Origin of the sequence: Myxococcus qinghaiensis, from assembly GCF_024198215.1 — a bacterium.
Taxonomy (GTDB): domain Bacteria; phylum Myxococcota; class Myxococcia; order Myxococcales; family Myxococcaceae; genus Myxococcus; species Myxococcus qinghaiensis.
Genome location: NZ_JAKCFA010000006.1, coordinates 35057 through 52656, shown reverse-complemented (window position 1 = coordinate 52656; position 17600 = coordinate 35057). Strand labels below are relative to the sequence as shown.

Here is a 17600-nt window from a genome sequence, read left to right as displayed (position 1 = left end):
GACGCCGTCCCTGGATTCTGCTACGGCAGCCAGGAGCCACCCCCTGGGGGACGTCATGGTTTTCGTGCGCAGGTCCGTCATCGCCCTGTCCGCGCTGTTGTTGCTCGGCGCAGCGGAGCCTTCCGAGTCCGCCCGGGCCGCATTCGCGCGCGGCGAGTCGGCGCTCTCCAGCGGTCGCTTGGATGAAGCCGCCGCCGCGTATCGCGAGTCGCTGTCCGCCACGCCGGGGTACGCCCCCGCGCTCAATGGCCTGGGCAGCGTCTTGTTCCGCCAGGGCCAGTTGAAGGACGCCATCGCGCGCTTCACCGAGGCCGCTGAAGCGGACCCCCAGCACAAGATGGCGTTCTTCAACCTGGGCTATGCCGCGCGCAAGGCCGGGGATTCCGCCACCGCGGCGCGGGCGTACGCGCGCTACGTGCAGCTCGAGCCCGACGACGCGGACGGCTACTACGGGCTGGCGGAGAGCCATCGGCAACTCGGTGACAAGTCCCAGGCGATTGCCGCGTATCAGGGCTACATCGCCCGCGAGCGGCGGCCCTCCGAGCAGATCTGGGTGCAGAAGGCGCGAGGCCATCTGAAGGCCCTGGGCGGACAGCCCCTGCCGGCGAACGAGGCGGCCCGTCCAGCGTTGGGCGCGGAGCCTTCGAATGGTGTCCTGCGAGAGAAGGGCGCGACTCCGAGCGCCATGCCCGTGGCGGGTGCCGCGCAGCCGGGAGCGGGCCAGACGGGAACGGCCTCGCAGCTGGCAAGCGTGGCTCCAGCGGGCACGGCCTTGTCGGGAGGCAATGCCTCGCAGGTCGGGAACTCGGCTGCGGCGGGCACGGCCTCGTCGGTGGGCAATGCCCCTCAGGTGGCCAGCGCGGCTCCAGCGGGAGCGGCCTCGTCGCCAGGCAGTGCCTCGCAGCCGGAGAGCTTCGCCCAGGCGGGAAGTGCCTCGCAGCCGGCGAGCGCGCAGCAGGAGCCGCTGCCCTTCCCCTCGACGCGCGCGGCCTCGGACGTCGTGCAGGAGCGCACGTCGAATCCGGCGCTCGCCGCCGCGCGGATCCGCGATGGCGACGCGTTGATGAAGGAGCGCCGCTACCGTGAGGCGGCCTTCGCCTTCCTGGATGCCTCGCACGCGGACGCTGGCCACGTGGAGGCCCTCTTCAAGCTGGGCAACGCGCTGGCCGTGCTGGGCTACTACGGGCAGGCGGTGGAGAAGTGGGAGACGGCGACGCGGCTCACGCAGGACACCGCCATCCGGCAGAGCGCGCAGGACAACATCACCCGGGCTCGCGCGAAGCTGGCCCAGGTGGGCGCTTCGCCGCAGGCGGCGGGGCAGGCTCCTGGCTCGGGTCCTGTCGCGGACCCGACACGTGCCCAGGCCCGACGCGCCTATGAGCAGGGCGTGCAGCGCATTGGCACGAGGGAGTTCTCCACCGCGCTGACGCATCTGACGCAGGCCATCCAACTGGAGCCCATGCTGGCGGTCGCGTACACGGCGCGAGGAAGCGCGAACATCGGCCTGCGTCGCTACGCGGAGGCCGCGGCGGACTACCAGTTCGCGCTGGAGCTGGAGCCCCAGTCGGCCTCGCCCCTTTACGGACTGGCCGAGTCCTACCGCGCCCTCGGTCGCAACGCCGAGGCTCGTGGCCTCTACGAGCGCTATGCCGCCTCGTCCGCCGCGGATGTCCGGCCGCAGCTCCAGGAGGAATCTCGACAGAAGGCCACGAAGCTGCGTTGACCGGCTGGCAGGCGGGCGCCGGGGCAGGTGGATCCTGTCAGTCCCAGGCACTAATTTGTAGCCATGGCCGGGCGCGACGCTGGGATGGACGATCGGCAGTTTTTTCGCCCCCGCCGGGGCCTGGCGGCCGCGATGGCGGTGGCTGGCCTGCTCTGGGTGGCGGTGCTGCTCTACCTCTTCAATTTCGAAGGGGTCCCGCTGAAGACCTTCCTCTCCGCGGGCTTCTTCATCCTCTTCTTCGCCGTCTCGCTCACCTACTACGCGCGAACGCTCATCGTCGTGGATGCCCGGGGAATCACCTACCGGGGCATGGTGCGCACGCGGCGGTTCTCCTTCGCGGATATCCGCAACGTGGACGTCCTGCCCGGGCCCGTCACCGTCTACGCGATTCGTGGACAGTGGGGATTCGTACACTTCACGAGCTTCTTCCGGCACCACCAGACGCTCGCCCGGATTCTCGTCGAACGCGCCGGACTGGGGCCGATGCCGGGGTGACCTAACCGGTCGCCAGCACGTAGGTGACGAGCAGTCCCGCCAGCGCCGCCACGCTCCCCAGGCCGATGAGCCACCACTCCGGAAGCACCCGGCGCGCGGTGAGCCGAGCCTCCGAGGGCCCCGTCGCCACCGCCCCTCCACCTCCCGATGTCGGCCCCTCGACGATTCCCTCCGCACTGGCAGGGGCCGCAGGAGGCACGGGCTCGGGCGTCGGCTCGGGCGCGGGTGCCAGCTCCTCCAGCGGCGCTTGAAAGCGCAGGAGCGTGCGGCCCAGCTCCAGGACGTCACCGTCGGCCAGGGGCACCGGCTCCGTCACCCGCTGACCGTTGACGAAGACGCCGTTGGGGCTCCCCAAGTCCTCCAGCGTGAAGCCGCCCTCGTCGTGAAGGACGCACGCGTGGCTGCGTGAGACGGCCCTGTCTCTCAGGCGCAGCGTGGCCTCCTGGCCGCGACCCAGCTTCGTGCGGGACTCCGCGAGCGCATGGGTGCGGCCCACGTCCAGTCCCGTCAGGCAGGTGAGGGTGGCGGCGCGGGACGGGGCGGGGGCCTCGAGTCCCGTGAGCAGTCCCTTGAGCACGGCGACCGTGCCCAGTCCCCGCTCCACGGGCGCTTCGGGCAGGACGCTCAGGAGCATCGTGTCGGGAAGGCCCAGCACCTCGCCGGGCAGCACCAGTCGCGAGACACCGGGCGGCACGAGCACGCCGTTGACGGTGAAGGTCCGCGTGGCCTCCACCATGAGCCGGGGCCCCTCGATGCGCAGGGTCAGCAGGTGGGGAGGAAGGGCCTCCAGGCGGATGTGGTCATCGGGTCCGCCGCCCAGCAGGTGATGTCCCTCGGGCAGCTCGAAGGGCGTGGTGGTGCCCAGGTGTTGGAATTCGAAGCGCATGGCCCGCCATGGAGCAACGCGCGGACCGGCACGGCGCACAGGGAATCGCGCGCTTACCGTGCGCGAGCGTCCGCGCCGGAGTCAGTCCATCCCCACCGTGAGACGCACCCCATCGTGAGATGCACCCCGCAGGGTCGGTTCACGCGGCGGAGGCGAGCACGGGCCCGACAGAGGGAAGCCGCGTCCCGGGATGCACCGACACGCCCGAGCCATCCGCGACGAACGCCGACGCGGGAGCCCCGCGCAGGACGGACGTGAAGCGGTCTCCGTACAGACTCGCCACGTCGCACTCGAAGGCCACGTCCTCCGCCTGCCACACGGACCAGCGCGGGTGCTCCACGCGGTACTCCGCGCAGCCGCCGTCGCGCTGTGGCGTGTAGCCCCAGTAATGCTCGGTGATGAACTCTTCTTGCGAGCCCGGGGCGCTGGCGGTGGGTGTGCCGCGCGTGCGTGCCGCGAGCCGGTGCCAGCGTCCCTCGTGCTTCCAGGCGTATTCGAGCCGACCCGGTGTGCCCTGCTCGGCGCCCTCCATCTCCACGACGTGCCGCATGGGCAGCGCGAGATAGGGCTCGTTGTAGACGACGCGCGCCACGGTGGCGATGGCCCACCGGGGCACCAGCTCCCGCACGAAGGCCACGCCGCGCCGCCAGCCTTCGGGGCCGAGGTGTCGCACGTAGAAGCGCAGGTTCACCTCGTCGAAGTCCCGGTGGAAGGGCACCGCGAGCCCCCGCACGCGGGTGTCGAGGAAGCGGAAGCCCACCATGCTGGCGAAGGTCTTCCCGTTCCACGTATCCAGCTCCGTGCCACGCGGCACGAGCGGCGCGAGCACCTTCGGGTCCATCTCGTAGTTGAGCATCACGAGGTACCGCCACGTGGCCGTGAGGAAGGGGCGCATGCGCTCTTCGTAATGCGCTCCAAGTCCCGCTGTCCCGCTTCGCGCGGCGTCGCTCGAACCCGGGCTTACTGGATTCGGAAGCCGATGTTCTGTGGAAGGGAGAACATGTAGACAATCGCCACCACCATCATCACGGTGGCCAGGGCGAGGAGGGAGACCTTCAGCGACGGGTGGAGCAGCTTCGTCGACACGCCCGCGAAGAAGAGGACCGAGGCGAAGAGGACGACGCAGAAGGTGAAGTTGTCGCCGTTCTGGTTGGACTGCCGCGCGTTCTCGAAGAACGCCGTGGCCTGCGCGGCCAGCTCCTTGCTCCGGTCGCCCGGGGCCGGATGGTACTCGGGGCGGGTGAAGGGGGTTCCCTCCGGCGGCTCATCCGGACGGGTGGCCTCCGCGCGCCAGGCCTCGAAGGCGGGCCGGAACTCCTCCCGGAAGCGCCGCTCGAAGAACTCGGTCCGTCGCGTGTCGTTGTCGTTCCACGCGTCCGCCCAGCTCTCGAAGAGGCTGGTGTCTATCTCCACCAGCAGCGCCATCTCGGTGGAGGCGCGCACCGACTCCGCGCGCAGCGCGTTCGCCTTGCTGTACTGGAAGGACTGCTCACCACTCCACCGCGTCGACTGGTAGGCCGTCCAGGCGGAGCCGACGGTGGCGAGCGCCAGCAGCACGGTGGCCAGCAGCTCCAGCACGTACTCCCGGCGCCGCTCGTGCTCGGGGCGGAGGTGGAGGAGCGCGTCGGCGAACTCCTTCCGGAGCTCGTGCGGAATCGTTGGAGGCGTGTCTGTTTCCATGATGTGCCGGAGGGAAGATGGAGCCTGCTCCTCGCGAATGGGACGCAGAGGTCTCGGCCGGACGGGTGCGTGGAGGGTCGCCAGGGCTTCCCGTGGCGAACGGGCCCACGCCCCACCGTGAAGTCGCTAGGATGCCCGCCGCCGATGCGCACCCCCTTCACCGTCCTCCTCCTGACCCTCTCGTGCCTCGTGGCCGCGTGCCGCGATGAACAGGCGGGCCCCAAGCCGCGTCCGTCCCGTCTGCCCGAGCCCGCGAAGGCCCGCGTCCTGGACGCCGCGCCCTCGGACCTGACGTTCCGCAGCGGTGCCACGTTCGCGGGGGGCTCGGTGGTGTACCTGGGCTCGAAGGTGACGCCCCCGAACGCCGCCCCGGGCGAGCAGGTTCGGCTGGCGCATTACTTCCAGGCGCGGCGACCGCCTCCGCAGGGGTACGGCTTCTTCGTCCACGTGGTCGACGTGGCGACGGGCGGGATGCTCGTCAACGCGGACCATGAGATTCAGGACGGCGCGGCGCCGCTGGCCTCGTGGCCGGTGGACAAGGTCATCGAGGACGTCCACTCCATTCCGATGCCGCCCGTGCCCTCCCGCGCCATGCTGGGCTTCTGGCGCGGCGACGAGCGGCTGCCCGTGGATGATGCCGCCTCTCATGACGGCTCCCACCGGATGCTCGGCCCGCAACTCGGCGGCGCGCCTCCGGAGCTGCCCGAGTATGTCGTCCGCAAGGCGAGCGCCGCTCCCACGATTGACGGCGTGCTCGACGACGCGGTCTGGAAGGGGGCCACGCCCGTGGTGTTGCAGGGCAGCTTCGACGGCCGTCCGGTGAAGCTGCGCACCGAGGCGCGGCTCGCCTATGACGACGCATTCCTCTACGTGGCCTTCGACTGCGAGGACCCCGACGTCTGGGGCACGCTGCGCAAGCGCGATGACCCCATCTACGAGCAGGAGGTGGTGGAGATCTTCCTCGACGCGAACGCGGATGGCCGCACGTACAACGAACTCCAGGTGTCACCGCACAACGTCAACTTCGACGCGTACTTCCCCGCGCGTCGGCAGGGGATGGACCTGTCCTGGGACTCGGGGATGACGTCGGCGGTGAAGGTCCGCGGCACGCTGGATGACGCGTCCGACAAGGACGAGGGGTGGTCCGTGGAGCTGCGGATTCCCTTCGCGAAGCTCGCCGAGGTGCCGAACGTTCCGCCGCGCTCCGGAGAGCGCTGGCGCTTCAATCTCTATCGGCTGGAGCACCACGGTCGGCGCACGGTGGAGGGACAGGCCTTCGCCCCTCTCTTCGTCGGCGACTTCCATGCGCTGCCGCGCTTCGCGTGGCTCACCTTCCAGTGAGGCACAGGCTTCGCGCGCTCACGCGTGTGGAGTGATGTCCCATTGGGCATCCGCCACGGAGCGCTCCGAAGGGTCCCCAAGGAAGCGGAGGTAGCCTTGGAGCTCCAGCGTGTCGATGAGCTCCTCGGACTCCTGTTGGGAGAAGCCCTTGAGGTCCACGAGCAAGTCACGCATGAGTGACTTGCCGCGCAGGTAGCCCACGGGCTCTCCAGGGCCCAGCGCGTCCTTCAGGTCCGCCGTCAACTGTCGCAGGTCGATGTCCTCGGGATTCATCGACTCAACGATGGGAATGACTCGCATCAACGGCAAGTCGAGGCGCCTCCTCGGCTGGCTCGCGCGCCAGGTGGGGGACCAGCCGGACATCCCGACCGTCACTCTCCACCGTGACGGCGCCGTCGATGTCAGTCCTCCAACACTCGCTGCCCGCGGCCCGGTAGCGCGCCTCCACCTCCGGGTGAGGGAAGCCGAAGCGGTTGCGCCGGCCGACACAGAAGACGACGTGCCGGGGCCTGATGCGGTCCACCAGGGCCTGGGTGGACGACGTGCGCGAGCCATGGTGCGGCGCCTTCAGCACCGTCACCGGCGCCAGGGTGTCCGCCAGGAGCGCTTCGGCGTCGTGCTCCATGTCCCCAGGCAGCAGCACCGTGACGTCTCCGTGCCGGACGCGCAGCACGACGCTGCGGTCATTCACCCCTTCGAGCAGCTCGCGCTCCTCGGCGCCTGGAGGGCCCAGCACCTCCAGCGTCGCCTCACCCAGCCGCAGCGAGGGATGTCCGGCCTCCACTGTCTCCACGCGCGCCTCGCCTGCCGCTGTGACGACCTGACGCGACAGCGGTCCGCCCTCGTCGCCGGCCGGCAGCCACAGCCGCGCGGTGGGCACCTCCTTCAGCGTGGAGATGAGCCCCAGCGCATGGTCCGGATGGGGATGGGACAGCACCGCCAGCTCCAGTGTGGAGATGCCCTGGTGCCGCAAATAGGGGAGGACGAAGCGGACGCCCGTGTCCGCGCCATTCGGTGAGCCGCCTCCATCCACGAGCGCGTGGTGTCCACGCGAGCTGAGCACCACCGCGTCGCCCTGTCCGACGGAGAGGAAGGTGACGCGCAGGCCCGGCTCGGGAGTGAGCCTGGGAGCGAGGGCCGCCGCGACGAGCGCCACGGGAGCAAGCCACCCGCACGCGCGCCATCGCCCCGAGCCCAGGGCCCACGTCAGCAGGCCGAAGGCATACAGCGCGGCCCAGCCTCCGAGCGGAGGCACCTCCACGGAGGCCAGGGGCATGGCCGCGAACACACGGGTAATCCAAAGCAACGCCTCCGACGCCCACGCTCCGGCCCACAGCACGGGAATCGCCAGCGGGGGCGCCACCACGAACAGCGCGGCGCCACCCGCCGCCAGGCCCGTGAGCAGGCCGCAGAGGGGCAGGGCGATGATGTTGGAGAGCAGCCCCGCCAGGCTCACCCGCCCGAAGGCCGAGGCCGCCACGGGCAGTCCCGCCAGCGTGGCGGCGGCGCTCGCGCACAAGGTCTGCGCCATGGTCTCTCGTCCTTGTCCCCAGAGTCGGGCCCAGCGGCGCGGCTCACCCGGGTCCGGCTTCGCGAAGGGGAGGGCCCCGCGCAGGGCTGGCACGAGCAGCACCAGCCCAAACACCGCGAGGAACGACAGCCGCAGCGACAGGTCCTCCACGCTGGACGGCGCCCACATCACCAGCACCAGCGCCGCCGCGGCCAGGCCATTGAGCCCATCCGCGCGCTTCCACCACGCCAGCCCCAACAGCACCACCGTCGCCATCACCGCCGAGCGCACCGCCGGAGGCTGGCTGCCGGTGAACAACACGTAGGCCCAGACGAACGGCACCGCCGCGGGCGCCGCCACCCGCCGGGCATCCAGCTTCCGCCACCGCGCGCCGGCCCGTACCAGCAGCCTCCGCAGCAGCGCGAGCGTCATCAGGGCGAGAGCCGCGACATGCAGGCCGCTCACGCTGAGCACGTGCGCGAGGCCCGCCCGTGAGAAGGCCTCCTCCCACGCCGCATCCAGCTCCGCGCGCCGCCCCGCCGCCAGCGTGAGGAAGAGGGCCGCGGAGTCTCGCGAGGGGGCGACGCGGTGAGTCGCCTCGGCCAGTCGCTCCCGGGTGTCTTCCATCGACCACCGCCACGTCGACGCCAGGGACAGCACCAGCACGCGTCCGGCGTCCGCCACCCCCGTGAAGGCCACGCCCTGCCGGCGACGGACGGACGTGAAATCCTTCTCGCCGGGATTGGCGGCGGGCGCGTCGGGAGTCAGGCGAACCCGGGCCCTGAGGCGCTGTCCGGCGAGCAGCGGCGGCGCTGCTCCGCGAAGCGTCAGGTTCAGCTTGAAGCGAGCGCTCTGGAGCGCTCCGTCCTCGGGCCCCGCGCGCGACACCGCCAGTCGCACCCGGGTGGCTTCATCCAGGCGGTCCACCCGCTCGGCTTCGCCCTCCACCACGGCCTCGCCGCCCCTCGCCAGGGCTCGCGGGATTTGGACCCGGGATTCCCACTGCGCGAGCCCGGCTCCAGCCATCCAGAGTGCGCCGAGCACCGCCAGATGGGAACCAGGCAGCCGGGCGAGCGCCAGGCCGACCACTCCCAGCAAAACCCCGCAGACCAGAAATAGCTCGGCCGGGCCGTCCGTTCCGGGAGACCAGAGAGCGCCTAGCAGCAAGCTCAACGAAGGAAAGAAAAGAGGACGCGTCCCCAGATCGCGCCACGCGTAACGATCCACCCGCCACCCCGCCCAACACCGTCCGTCACGCCGGCTCGTACACCGAGCGATACCGCGTACGAAAACCGACAACGTAGTCGGGCGCGTCCTGGGTGGTCAAGGCGATATCGTTGCCCGTGGATGTGGTTTGTGGTAGTAGTGCCCGGCTTGGTGATGGAAGGCCGGGAGCGAGTCTTTCAAGGAGGCAGTTAGTGCAGACCAGCTTCAAGACTGGTGACAAGGCGGTTTATCCGGGCCAGGGCGTCGGTGAGGTGATGGGTATCGAGCACACCGAAGTGGCCGGGCAGCGCCAGTCCTTCTACGTGCTGCGCATCCTGGAGAACGGGATGCGGATCATGATCCCGATCAACAAGGTCGGATCGGTCGGCCTCCGGGAGATCATCAGCGAGGAGGACGTCAAGCAGGTCTACTCCATCCTCAAGGAGAAGGACATCTCGGTCGACTCCACGACCTGGAACCGGCGCTACCGGGAGTACATGGAGAAGATCAAGACGGGCTCCGTCTTTGAGATCGCCGAAGTGCTGCGCGACCTGTACTTGCTCAAGGGTGACAAGGACCTGTCCTTTGGCGAGCGGAAGATGCTCGACACGGCGCGTTCGCTGCTCATCAAGGAGCTGTCGCTGGCCAAGGACTGCACCGAGGAAGAGATTGAGTCGGACCTGAAGAAGATCTTCAATCTCGCCTGAGCGTCACGGGCTCCTGCCCGAGACTCCAGCCCCGGGTTCCCTCGTAGGGAGTCCGGGGCTTCGTCTTTTCACGTCATGAACGAGTCGCCTTCCTCCTCCCTCGCCCAGGCCGAGCGGGACGCACGCATCGCCGAGCTCGAGTCACGGCTCGCGCGGCGCCGCGTGGGTGTCAGGCCCCTGGCATCCGGGGTCGGCATCCTGGTGAGCCTGGCGCTGCTGGTGATGCAGCGGCGGGAGCTGGAGTACTTCTTCTCCTCCCCGGTGCCCCTGACGTTGGGGGTGGAGGGGGACTACCGCTTCGACGCGCTCGCCTCCAATCGCTACGCGCAGGTGCACGGAGTGCCCACGGCCCGAGGCGCCTACGAGCAGGACGGAAGCGCGCTGCTCGTGCTGGTGGGCCTGCGGGAGTCGCCCTTCGTGGTGCGCCGGCCCGCCTTGCCCGGCGAGGACTGGGTGCCCGGACGGCCACCGCCTCCGCCCGATTCGCGGCCCTTCGGCATCCGGGGGCGCCTGCTGTCGGAAGAGGACGCGCCGCGCTACCGCGATGCGCTCGCGTTGCTGCGAAACATGGGTGAAGTGCAGCCCCATGAGGGCAGGCTGTGGCTGCTCATCGAGGGCGAGCGGCCGGGCGAGGACCGTGGGCGCATCCTGACCTGCCTGGCGCTGCTCGCCTTCGCCGTGCTCAACGCGGTGCTGCTCTACAAGGCCCTCAAGGGCCCTGCTGGAGCCGCCTGAGTCCCTCGGTGGCCCTGCGGTTTCCCGAGTCGTACTTCAGGGCCTGCTCGAAGTCCGCGCGGGCCGCGTCCGGCTCCTGGGCCTTCAGGTGGTCCGCGCCCGAGCGCACGTACAGCGTCGAGAGCTGCGTGCGCAGCTGGGGCCCCAGTCGACTCCAGCCCTTGGACAGCTCCTGGTCGACTTTGACGGCGACCGTGAGCTGGGAGATGGCGCGAGCCGTGTCGCCCTTCGCCAGGGCCTTGCGTGCCTCGCTGCCCGCGGAGTCGAAGCGGGCGAGCTGGGCGTACAGGGCGGTGAAGCGACCGGACTTCGCCATCTCCATCGCGGACGTCACGTCGCCCGCCTCGTAGAGCCGGAGGACTTCCGTTTCGGACGCGGGGCCCCGGGGCTTGCTGTCGCGGACCTTCGTGTTCGTGACGATCTTCTCGGCGGACGCGGAGTCGTCATCGGACAAGGACTGGAACGCGGCCACTTCCTCCGTGGCCTCGCGGCTCCCACGCACGGGTGCGCGGACCGCGCCCGTGGCCAGGTCCCTGGCGCTGAGGCTCGCGGTCGATGCGGAGGTGTCTGGCTGTGTCGCTCGCGTGGAGCCCGTGGCCAGCGCCGCCGCGCGCGGTTCCGGGGGAGCGGTGGACGTGTCGGTCCGTGACGCCCGCGTGGCGCCAGCGGCGATGTCCCGAGCACTGAGTCCCGTGGGGGTCGCCGCGCCACCCTGGGGCGCGCGGACCTTGACGGAGTCGTCGCTCCCCGACGCGGTCGCCCGTGCCTTCTCATCCCGGAGGGGGGCGCGAGGCTCCTCGCCGCCACTTCGCCGAGTCCCCGCCTGCGTCTCGCCGACCAGGGGTTCGCCAGTCTGCACGCGGTCCGTGGCGGTCCCGGTGGGACGCGCATTGCCCGTGTCGACGAGGAGGGGACGATCATCATCCGCGGCGAGCTTCTCCGACGGCGAAGCCTGTCCCCGCGTGGACGACGAGTCACCCGCGCGCCCCGTGTCGTCGGAAGCCCCCGTCCGATTCGAGCTGAGTCCCACCGCGAGCACGGTGATGAGGGCCGCGACGGTGGAGCCCAGTCCCGCGGCGACGAGCCCCACGCCCCAGGGCCCCAGTCCGCGCTTGCGCGGAAGCGGCTCGGAGAGGGCTCCGCTCAGGGCAGGGATGCCCGCGGCGGGCGTGCCACCCGGGCCGCGCAGCCGCAGCATCGCGTTGCCCAGGGTGATTTCGTCCCCCGACATCACCTCGACCTCGGTGGTGACGCGGTTGCGGTTGAGGAAGGTGCCGTTCTGGCTGCCCAGGTCCTTGATGAAGACCTGGTCTGCCTGCCGGGTGATCTGCGCGTGGCGCCGGCTGATGGACGGATGCTGGAGCCGCAGGTCCGACGAGGACGAGCGCCCCAGGACCAACGGCCCCTGCTGCACGGGCACGAGCTGGCCCACGCCGGGACCGCGCTCGACGTAGAGGAAGGCCGGAGGGTGGCCGGGGTTCGAGTACTCGCGCCCCCAGTCGAACCGCCCGGACAGCTCCCGGTCGTTCTTCTCCCGGCCCTTGCCGCCGCTCTTCGAGCGTCCCTTGCGCGAGCCCGCTGGGAACTGGGGCACTCGCTGGGGGCGGGGGTCGTCGGCCTGGAGGGGCGCCACCTCATCGTCGTCGAAGGGCAGCTCCACCTCGGGCTCCTTCGGCGCCTGCGTGCCCGGCGGACGGGGAGGGCGGGGCGGGCGCTTGGGATTCGGTGGAGCCATGAACACCATTCTCGCTGATTGAGGACCGGCTGGAAGGTTCTCAGGCCCGGGTCGTCCGAAGTTGTCCAGGTCCGGTGGATTCCGGGGGCTTCCCGCCACCGAGGACCTCGTGAATGCTGGCCTGTTCAGGGACCGCGAATCTAGAGTGGCGGCCACACGCACAAAGACGGACCCCAGGAGGAATGGCGCAAGTGACTCCCCCACCCATCCGGCTCTTCAATACGATGACCATGCAGAAGGAGCTGCTGGAGCCCGCTGTCCCGGGCTGCGTCGGGGTCTACGTCTGTGGTCCGACTGTCTACAGTTACATTCATATCGGGAATGCTCGCACCTTTACGTCTTTCGACGTGGTGGTCCGCTACCTCCGGTACCGGGGCCTGAAGGTTCGCTACGTCCGGAACTTCACGGACGTGGACGACAAAATCATCAAGGCCGCGCACGAGACGGGTGAGGCCCCGGTGGCGCTGGCCTCGCGCTTCGTGGACATCTTCCGCGAGGACGCCAAGGCGCTCCACATGCAGGAGCCGGACGTGGCGCCGAAGGTGAGCGACCACCTCCCCGAAATCATCGCCATCATCCAGAAGCTCGTGGACAAGGGCTTCGCCTACGCGTCCCACGGCGACGTGTACTTCTCGGTGAGCGCGGACAAGGACTACGCGAAGCTGTCCAAGCGGCACCTGGACGAGCTGTGCGTCGGTGAGCGCGTGCAGCCGGGAGATTTGAAGCGAGAGCCGCTCGACTTCGCGCTGTGGAAGGCCGCCAAGCCGGGCGAGCCCGCGTGGGAGAGCCCGTGGGGCCCCGGGCGTCCGGGCTGGCACATCGAGTGCTCCGCGATGAGCGCGAAGTACCTCGGCGAGACGTTCGACATCCACGGCGGGGCGCTGGACCTCATCTTCCCCCACCACGAGAACGAAATCGCGCAGAGCGAGTCCGCCAACGGGCAGGAGTTCGCGAAGTACTGGATGCACTGCGGCTTCCTGGACCTCGAAGGCGCGAAGATGTCCAAGTCGCTGGGCAACGTGGTGCGCCTGCGCGACGCGCTGGAGAAGGTGGACGCGGAGGCCCTGCGCTTCTTCTTCATCTCCACGCACTACCGCCATCCGCTCAGCTTCTCCGACAAGGCCCTGGCCGACGCGGAGGCGCGCATGGAGTACTTCTACGAGACGCTGCGCAAGGTGGACGAGCGCATCGCCGGGAAGGACTTCGGCACCGGCGCGCTCCACGGCGAGCCGCATCGCTTCCTCGCGGAGTTCGAGTCCTCCATGGACGACGACTTCAACAGCGCGGGAGGCATGAGCGCGCTGTCGGGCCTCTTCAATCTGATGAACGAGCTGACCGACAAGCCGCCGGTGAAGGACAAGCCGATGGTGGGGCGCACGCTCCAGGCGCTGCGCGAGGACGTGCGCAAGGTGTCAGGCGTGCTCGGCCTGTTCGAGGACGACCCGAGCGCGTGGCTCCTGCGCCGTCGTGAGCGCGCGGTGCGCGAGCGCGGCATCGACGTGGCGGAAGTCGAACGGCTGCTCGGTGAGCGGACGGCCGCTCGGGCCGCGAAGGACTTCGCCGCGGCGGACCGCGTGCGGGCCACGCTGAAGGAGAAGGGCGTGGAAATCATGGATACGGTGGGCGGCACCTCGTGGAAGGTGGCGGCCGCTCAGGGCTGAAGGGCTGCGGCGCCCCGGGCCTTCGTGTTAGGGCTCGGGGCACCATGAAGCACCTGCTGTCACTGTTCCTGGCCCTGACGTCCGTTCCCGCGCTCGCGCAGCGCGGGCCCTTGAGCACCCCCGCGGAGAAGGCCGCCGCGGGCAGCATCAACCCGGACGTGTTGCGCGCGCACGTGCGCTTCCTCGCGAATGACTTGCTCGAAGGGCGGGGCCCCGGCACCCGGGGCGACGCGCTGGGGCAGGCGTACATCGCCGCGCAGCTGGAGTCCCTGGGACTGAAGCCCGCGGGCACGGACGGCACGTACTTCCAGCCGTTCGACCTGGTGGGCGTCACCGGCCATCCGGAGGCGATGTCCATTCGCGCGCCGCTGGGCACGACGGAGCTGAAATTCCACGAGGACTTCATCGCGGTGTCTGGCGTGCAGGTGCCGGAGTCGAAGCTGGAAGCCTCCGAGCTGGTCTTCGTGGGCTACGGCATCCAGGCGCCCGAGTACGCGTGGGATGACTTCAAGGGGATGGACCTGCGCGGCAAGACGCTGCTCATCCTCAACAGCGACCCGGAGGATGATCCGAACCTCTTCGCGGGCCGCACGCGGCTCTGGTACGGCCGCTGGGATTACAAGTACGAGCAGGCGGCGAAAGTCGGCGCGGCGGGCGCCATCATCCTCCACACCACGGCCAGCGCGGGCTATCCGTGGCAGGTGGTGCAGTCGTCGTGGACGGGCGAGCAGTTCGAACTGCCCGCGTCGTCCGGGCCGCGCCTCCAGGTGAAGGCCTGGGCCACCGAGGACGCCACGCGCAAGGTGTTGCAGCTCGCGGGGCGGGAGCTGGAGACGCTCCGGGCCTCCGCGCAGTCGCGCGACTTCCGGCCGGTGCCGCTGGGCGTGACGGTGTCCACGCGCTTCGCCAACGACGTGCGTCGCCGTCCCACGGCCAACGTGCTGGCGATGCTGCCCGGCAGCGACGCGAAGCTGTCCGGCGAGGTGGTGCTCTACAGCGCGCACCATGACCACCTGGGCAAGAAGGAGGGCGGCAAGCCGGGCGAGGACACCATCTACAACGGCGCGCTCGACAACGCGGCGGGCGTGTCCGCGATGCTGGCGGTGGCGCGGGCCTATCGTGCGATGCCGCAGGCGCCGCGCCGCTCCATCCTCTTCGCCGCCGTGGCCGCCGAGGAGCAGGGCCTCCTGGGCTCGCAGTACCTGGCCGAGCATCCGCCCGTGCCGGCCGGCCGCATCGCCGCCAACGTCAACATCGACGGCGCCAACATCCACGGCCGCACGCGCGACATCACCGTCATCGGCCTGGGCAAGTCCAGCCTGGATGGCGTCATCACCGCGCTGGCGAAGACGCAGAACCGCGTGGTGAAGGCGGACCAGTTGTCGGACCGGGGCTTCTTCTACCGCTCGGACCAGTTCAACTTCGCCAGGCGCGGCATCCCCGCCGCGTACTTCGGCAGCGGCATGGACTTCATTGGCCGCCCGGAAGGCTGGGGCCGTCAGCAGCGCGAGGCCTGGGAGGCGAAGCACTACCACCAGCCCTCCGACGAGCTGCGCCCGGATTGGGACATGACGGGCGCGGTGGAGGACGCGCGCCTGTTCTTCCTGCTCGGGGCCCATGTCGCCCGCGCAACGGAGCTGCCGCGCTGGAACAAGGGGGACGAATTCGAGGCCGCTCGTCTGGAGGCGCTGGAGGCACTCAAGGCCCCCCGGACGCCCCCCTCCGAGGGGGCATCGAAGTAGGGCGGGAAGCGCTCCGTCCGCCGCTCGACGGGCGGGTACAAATGTCCAGTGTTTCGCCCCGCGAGGGTGTTAAACCTCGCGGATATGCCTGAGTTCCAGATCGTCAGCGACCACCAGCCCGAGGGTGACCAGCCCAGGGCCATTGGCGAGCTCACGGAGGGCGTGCAGCGGGGCGACCGCTACCAGACGCTCCTGGGCGTCACGGGGTCCGGCAAGACGTTCACCATGGCGAACATCATCGCCAACGTGCAGCGTCCCACGCTGGTCATCGCCCACAACAAGACGCTGGCCGCGCAGCTCTACGGCGAGTTCAAGGGCCTCTTCCCGAACAACGCCGTCGAGTACTTCGTCTCGTACTACGACTACTACCAGCCCGAGGCCTACGTCCCGTCGTCGGACACCTTCATCGAGAAGGACTCGTCCATCAACGACAACATCGAGCGGATGCGCCACTCGGCCACCCACTCGCTGCGCACGCGCGACGACGTGGTGATTGTGGCCAGCGTGTCCTGCATCTACGGCCTGGGCGCGGCCCGCAGCTACGTGGACCTGGCGGTGCGCGTGGACGTGGGCGGGGAGATGGGGCGCGACGCGTTCATGCGCCGCCTCGTCGAAGGTCAGTACGACCGCAACGACATGGACTTCCACCGAGGCACCTTCCGCACGCGCGGCGACACCGTGGAGGTGTTCCCCGCCTACGAGGAGGAGCGCGCGGTGCGCATCAGCTTCTTCGGCGACGAGGTGGAGCGAATCACGGAGTTCGACCCGCTTCGCGGCGTCACGCTGGGCACGCTCGACAAAGTCGTCATCTTCCCCGCCAGCCACTACGTCGCGGGCGAGGACATGCGCAAGCGCGCCCTGCAGACCATCCGCGACGAGCTGTCCGAGCAGCTCCAGACGTTCAAGCGCGACGGCAAGCTGCTGGAGGCGCAGCGGCTGGAGCAGCGCACGATGTTCGACCTGGAGATGATTGAGCAGGTCGGCTACTGCAACGGCATCGAGAACTACTCGCGACACTTCTCGGGCCGCGCGCCGGGGGAGCCGCCCCCGTGCCTCATCGACTACTTCCCGCGCAACCTGCTGGTCCTCATCGACGAGAGCCACCAGACGGTGCCGCAGATTGGCGCGATGTACCGCGGCGACCGCGCGCGCAAGGAGACGCTGGTCAACTTCGGCTTCCGCATGCCCAGCGCGCTGGACAACCGCCCGCTGAAGTTCGGTGAGTTCGAGGAGCTGGTACCCCAGGCCGTCTTCGTCTCCGCCACGCCATCCGAGTACGAGCTCCAGAAGTCCCAGGGCGTCGTGGTGGAGCAGATCATCCGCCCCACCGGCCTGACGGACCCGGAGGTCGAAACGCGCCCGGTCGGCAACCAGGTCGATGACCTGCTCGAGGAGGTGCGCCTGCGCGTCAGCCGCAACGAGCGCGTCCTGGTGACGACGCTCACCAAGCGCATGGCGGAGGACCTCACCGAGTACTACGCGGACGTGGGCGTGCGCGTGCGCTACCTGCACTCGGACATCGACGCGATTGAGCGCATGGCCATCATCCGCGATTTGCGCAAAGGCGAGTTCGACGTGCTGGTGGGCATCAACCTCCTGCGCGAGGGCCTGGACATCCCCGAGGTGTCCCTGGTCGCCATCCTCGACGCGGACAAGGAGGGCTTCCTGCGCAGCCACGTGTCGCTCATCCAGACCATCGGCCGCGCCGCGCGCAACCTGAATGGCCGCGTCATCATGTACGCGGACTCCATCACCGACTCGATGAAGAAGGCGCTGGAGGAGACGACGCGCCGCCGCGAAATCCAGCGGCAGCACAACAAGGCCCACGGCATCACCCCTCGCTCCATCAAGAGCAACATCACCAACTTCTCCGACCACGCCTACGACGCGGAGGGCGGCGGCACGCTGCCCATGGCGGCCGAGGGGGAGGATGACGTTCTCGACACGAAGGAGATCAAGCGGCTGGTGAAGGAGTTCACCGAGGAGATGCAGCGCGCCGCCGAGTCGATGGAGTTCGAGAAGGCCGCCGAGTACCGGGACAAGGTGCAACTGCTCAAGGACATGGACCTGGGGCTCAAGCCCGCCTCGCGTTTCCTGCTGAAGGGGCCGGCGAAGGCGCCGGATGAAGCGCCGAAACGGGGACGGGGCAAGGGCGGCCGGGCGCGAGGGCGCCGTTAGG

The 17600-nt window shown here is 69.7% G+C and carries 14 protein-coding genes; 8 read left to right on the top strand and 6 right to left on the bottom strand.

The window, feature by feature from the left end; translation table 11 throughout:
* Positions 1 to 55 precede the first annotated feature (55 nt).
* Together LZ199_RS12340 and LZ199_RS12335 are read left to right on the top strand one after the other, a co-directional pair.
* Positions 56 to 1723, top strand: coding sequence for a tetratricopeptide repeat protein (locus LZ199_RS12340; protein ID WP_253993868.1), 1668 nt, complete (start codon positions 56 to 58; stop codon positions 1721 to 1723).
* A 63-nt stretch (positions 1724 to 1786) separates the two neighbouring features.
* Positions 1787 to 2218 (top strand): PH domain-containing protein, encoded by a 432-nt coding sequence (locus LZ199_RS12335; RefSeq protein WP_253993867.1) that lies wholly within the window; start codon positions 1787 to 1789, stop codon positions 2216 to 2218.
* A 1-nt stretch (position 2219) separates the two neighbouring features.
* Here LZ199_RS12335 and LZ199_RS12330 read toward each other — a convergent pair whose 3' ends face one another.
* The 3 genes from LZ199_RS12330 to LZ199_RS12320 all read right to left on the bottom strand — a co-directional run bounded on the left by LZ199_RS12330 (position 2220) and on the right by LZ199_RS12320 (position 4784).
* Positions 2220 to 3104, bottom strand: a complete 885-nt coding sequence (locus LZ199_RS12330) for an FHA domain-containing protein (protein WP_253993866.1) — start codon at positions 3102 to 3104, stop codon at positions 2220 to 2222.
* A gap of 139 nt (positions 3105 to 3243) precedes the next feature.
* Entirely contained in the window at positions 3244 to 3999 is a 756-nt protein-coding gene (locus LZ199_RS12325) for a YqjF family protein (RefSeq protein WP_253993865.1), read from the bottom strand.
* Between the two features lie 65 nt (positions 4000 to 4064).
* Positions 4065 to 4784: a hypothetical protein gene (locus LZ199_RS12320; RefSeq protein ID WP_253993864.1), complete on the bottom strand. Its 720-nt coding sequence runs from the start codon at positions 4782 to 4784 to the stop codon at positions 4065 to 4067.
* A gap of 144 nt (positions 4785 to 4928) precedes the next feature.
* Between LZ199_RS12320 and LZ199_RS12315 the strand changes: the two genes are divergently transcribed.
* Complete coding sequence (locus LZ199_RS12315) at positions 4929 to 6125, top strand: carbohydrate-binding family 9-like protein (RefSeq protein WP_253993863.1); 1197 nt, start codon at positions 4929 to 4931, stop codon at positions 6123 to 6125.
* 18 nt (positions 6126 to 6143) lie between these two features.
* On the opposite strand, the gene LZ199_RS12310 is transcribed toward LZ199_RS12315, so the two are convergent.
* Positions 6144 to 6398, bottom strand: a complete 255-nt coding sequence (locus LZ199_RS12310; RefSeq protein ID WP_253994191.1) for a hypothetical protein — start codon at positions 6396 to 6398, stop codon at positions 6144 to 6146.
* Between the two features lie 4 nt (positions 6399 to 6402).
* A complete protein-coding gene (locus LZ199_RS12305; RefSeq protein WP_253993862.1) occupies positions 6403 to 8862 on the bottom strand; it encodes a DNA internalization-related competence protein ComEC/Rec2 in 2460 nt (819 codons plus the stop codon).
* A 191-nt stretch (positions 8863 to 9053) separates the two neighbouring features.
* Here LZ199_RS12305 and LZ199_RS12300 point away from each other — a divergent pair, with 191 nt between their 5' ends.
* Positions 9054 to 9548 carry a CarD family transcriptional regulator gene (locus LZ199_RS12300; RefSeq protein WP_047859039.1) on the top strand — a complete coding sequence of 165 codons (495 nt, stop codon included), beginning with the start codon at positions 9054 to 9056 and terminating at the stop codon, positions 9546 to 9548.
* Between the two features lie 75 nt (positions 9549 to 9623).
* On the top strand, positions 9624 to 10283 hold the full coding sequence (locus LZ199_RS12295; protein ID WP_253993861.1) for a hypothetical protein: 660 nt from the start codon (positions 9624 to 9626) through the stop codon (positions 10281 to 10283).
* Here the strand turns inward: LZ199_RS12295 and LZ199_RS12290 are convergent.
* Entirely contained in the window at positions 10258 to 12018 is a 1761-nt protein-coding gene (locus LZ199_RS12290) for an FHA domain-containing protein (protein WP_253993860.1), read from the bottom strand. The genes LZ199_RS12295 and LZ199_RS12290 overlap by 26 nt on opposite strands.
* Positions 12019 to 12209: 191 nt before the next feature.
* On the opposite strand from LZ199_RS12290, the gene cysS reads away from it, so the two are divergent.
* From cysS to uvrB, 3 genes are all read left to right on the top strand, one after another.
* A complete protein-coding gene (gene cysS, locus LZ199_RS12285) occupies positions 12210 to 13679 on the top strand; it encodes a cysteine--tRNA ligase (protein WP_456094062.1) in 1470 nt (489 codons plus the stop codon).
* Positions 13680 to 13723: 44 nt separating this feature from the next.
* The gene (locus LZ199_RS12280; RefSeq protein ID WP_253993858.1) at positions 13724 to 15421 is read left to right on the top strand and encodes a M28 family peptidase; all 1698 of its coding nucleotides are present in this window, start codon (positions 13724 to 13726) and stop codon (positions 15419 to 15421) included.
* 84 nt (positions 15422 to 15505) lie between these two features.
* The gene (gene uvrB, locus LZ199_RS12275) at positions 15506 to 17599 is read left to right on the top strand and encodes an excinuclease ABC subunit UvrB (RefSeq protein ID WP_253993857.1); all 2094 of its coding nucleotides are present in this window, start codon (positions 15506 to 15508) and stop codon (positions 17597 to 17599) included.
* Position 17600: the final 1 nt, after the last annotated feature.

Bases quoted from the DNA above. Each gene is read 5' to 3' on its own strand.
- LZ199_RS12340 (WP_253993868.1), top strand. From the start codon at position 56: ATGGTTTTCGTGCGCAGGTCCGTCATCGCCCTGTCCGCGCTGTTGTTG.
- LZ199_RS12335 (WP_253993867.1), top strand. From the start codon at position 1,787: ATGGCCGGGCGCGACGCTGGGATGGACGATCGGCAGTTTTTTCGCCCC.
- LZ199_RS12330 (WP_253993866.1), bottom strand. From the start codon at position 3,104: ATGCGCTTCGAATTCCAACACCTGGGCACCACCACGCCCTTCGAGCTG.
- LZ199_RS12325 (WP_253993865.1), bottom strand. From the start codon at position 3,999: ATGCGCCCCTTCCTCACGGCCACGTGGCGGTACCTCGTGATGCTCAAC.
- LZ199_RS12320 (WP_253993864.1), bottom strand. From the start codon at position 4,784: ATGGAAACAGACACGCCTCCAACGATTCCGCACGAGCTCCGGAAGGAG.
- LZ199_RS12315 (WP_253993863.1), top strand. From the start codon at position 4,929: ATGCGCACCCCCTTCACCGTCCTCCTCCTGACCCTCTCGTGCCTCGTG.
- LZ199_RS12310 (WP_253994191.1), bottom strand. From the start codon at position 6,398: ATGAATCCCGAGGACATCGACCTGCGACAGTTGACGGCGGACCTGAAG.
- LZ199_RS12295 (WP_253993861.1), top strand. From the start codon at position 9,624: ATGAACGAGTCGCCTTCCTCCTCCCTCGCCCAGGCCGAGCGGGACGCA.
- LZ199_RS12290 (WP_253993860.1), bottom strand. From the start codon at position 12,018: ATGGCTCCACCGAATCCCAAGCGCCCGCCCCGCCCTCCCCGTCCGCCG.
- LZ199_RS12280 (WP_253993858.1), top strand. From the start codon at position 13,724: ATGAAGCACCTGCTGTCACTGTTCCTGGCCCTGACGTCCGTTCCCGCG.
- uvrB (WP_253993857.1), top strand. From the start codon at position 15,506: ATGCCTGAGTTCCAGATCGTCAGCGACCACCAGCCCGAGGGTGACCAG.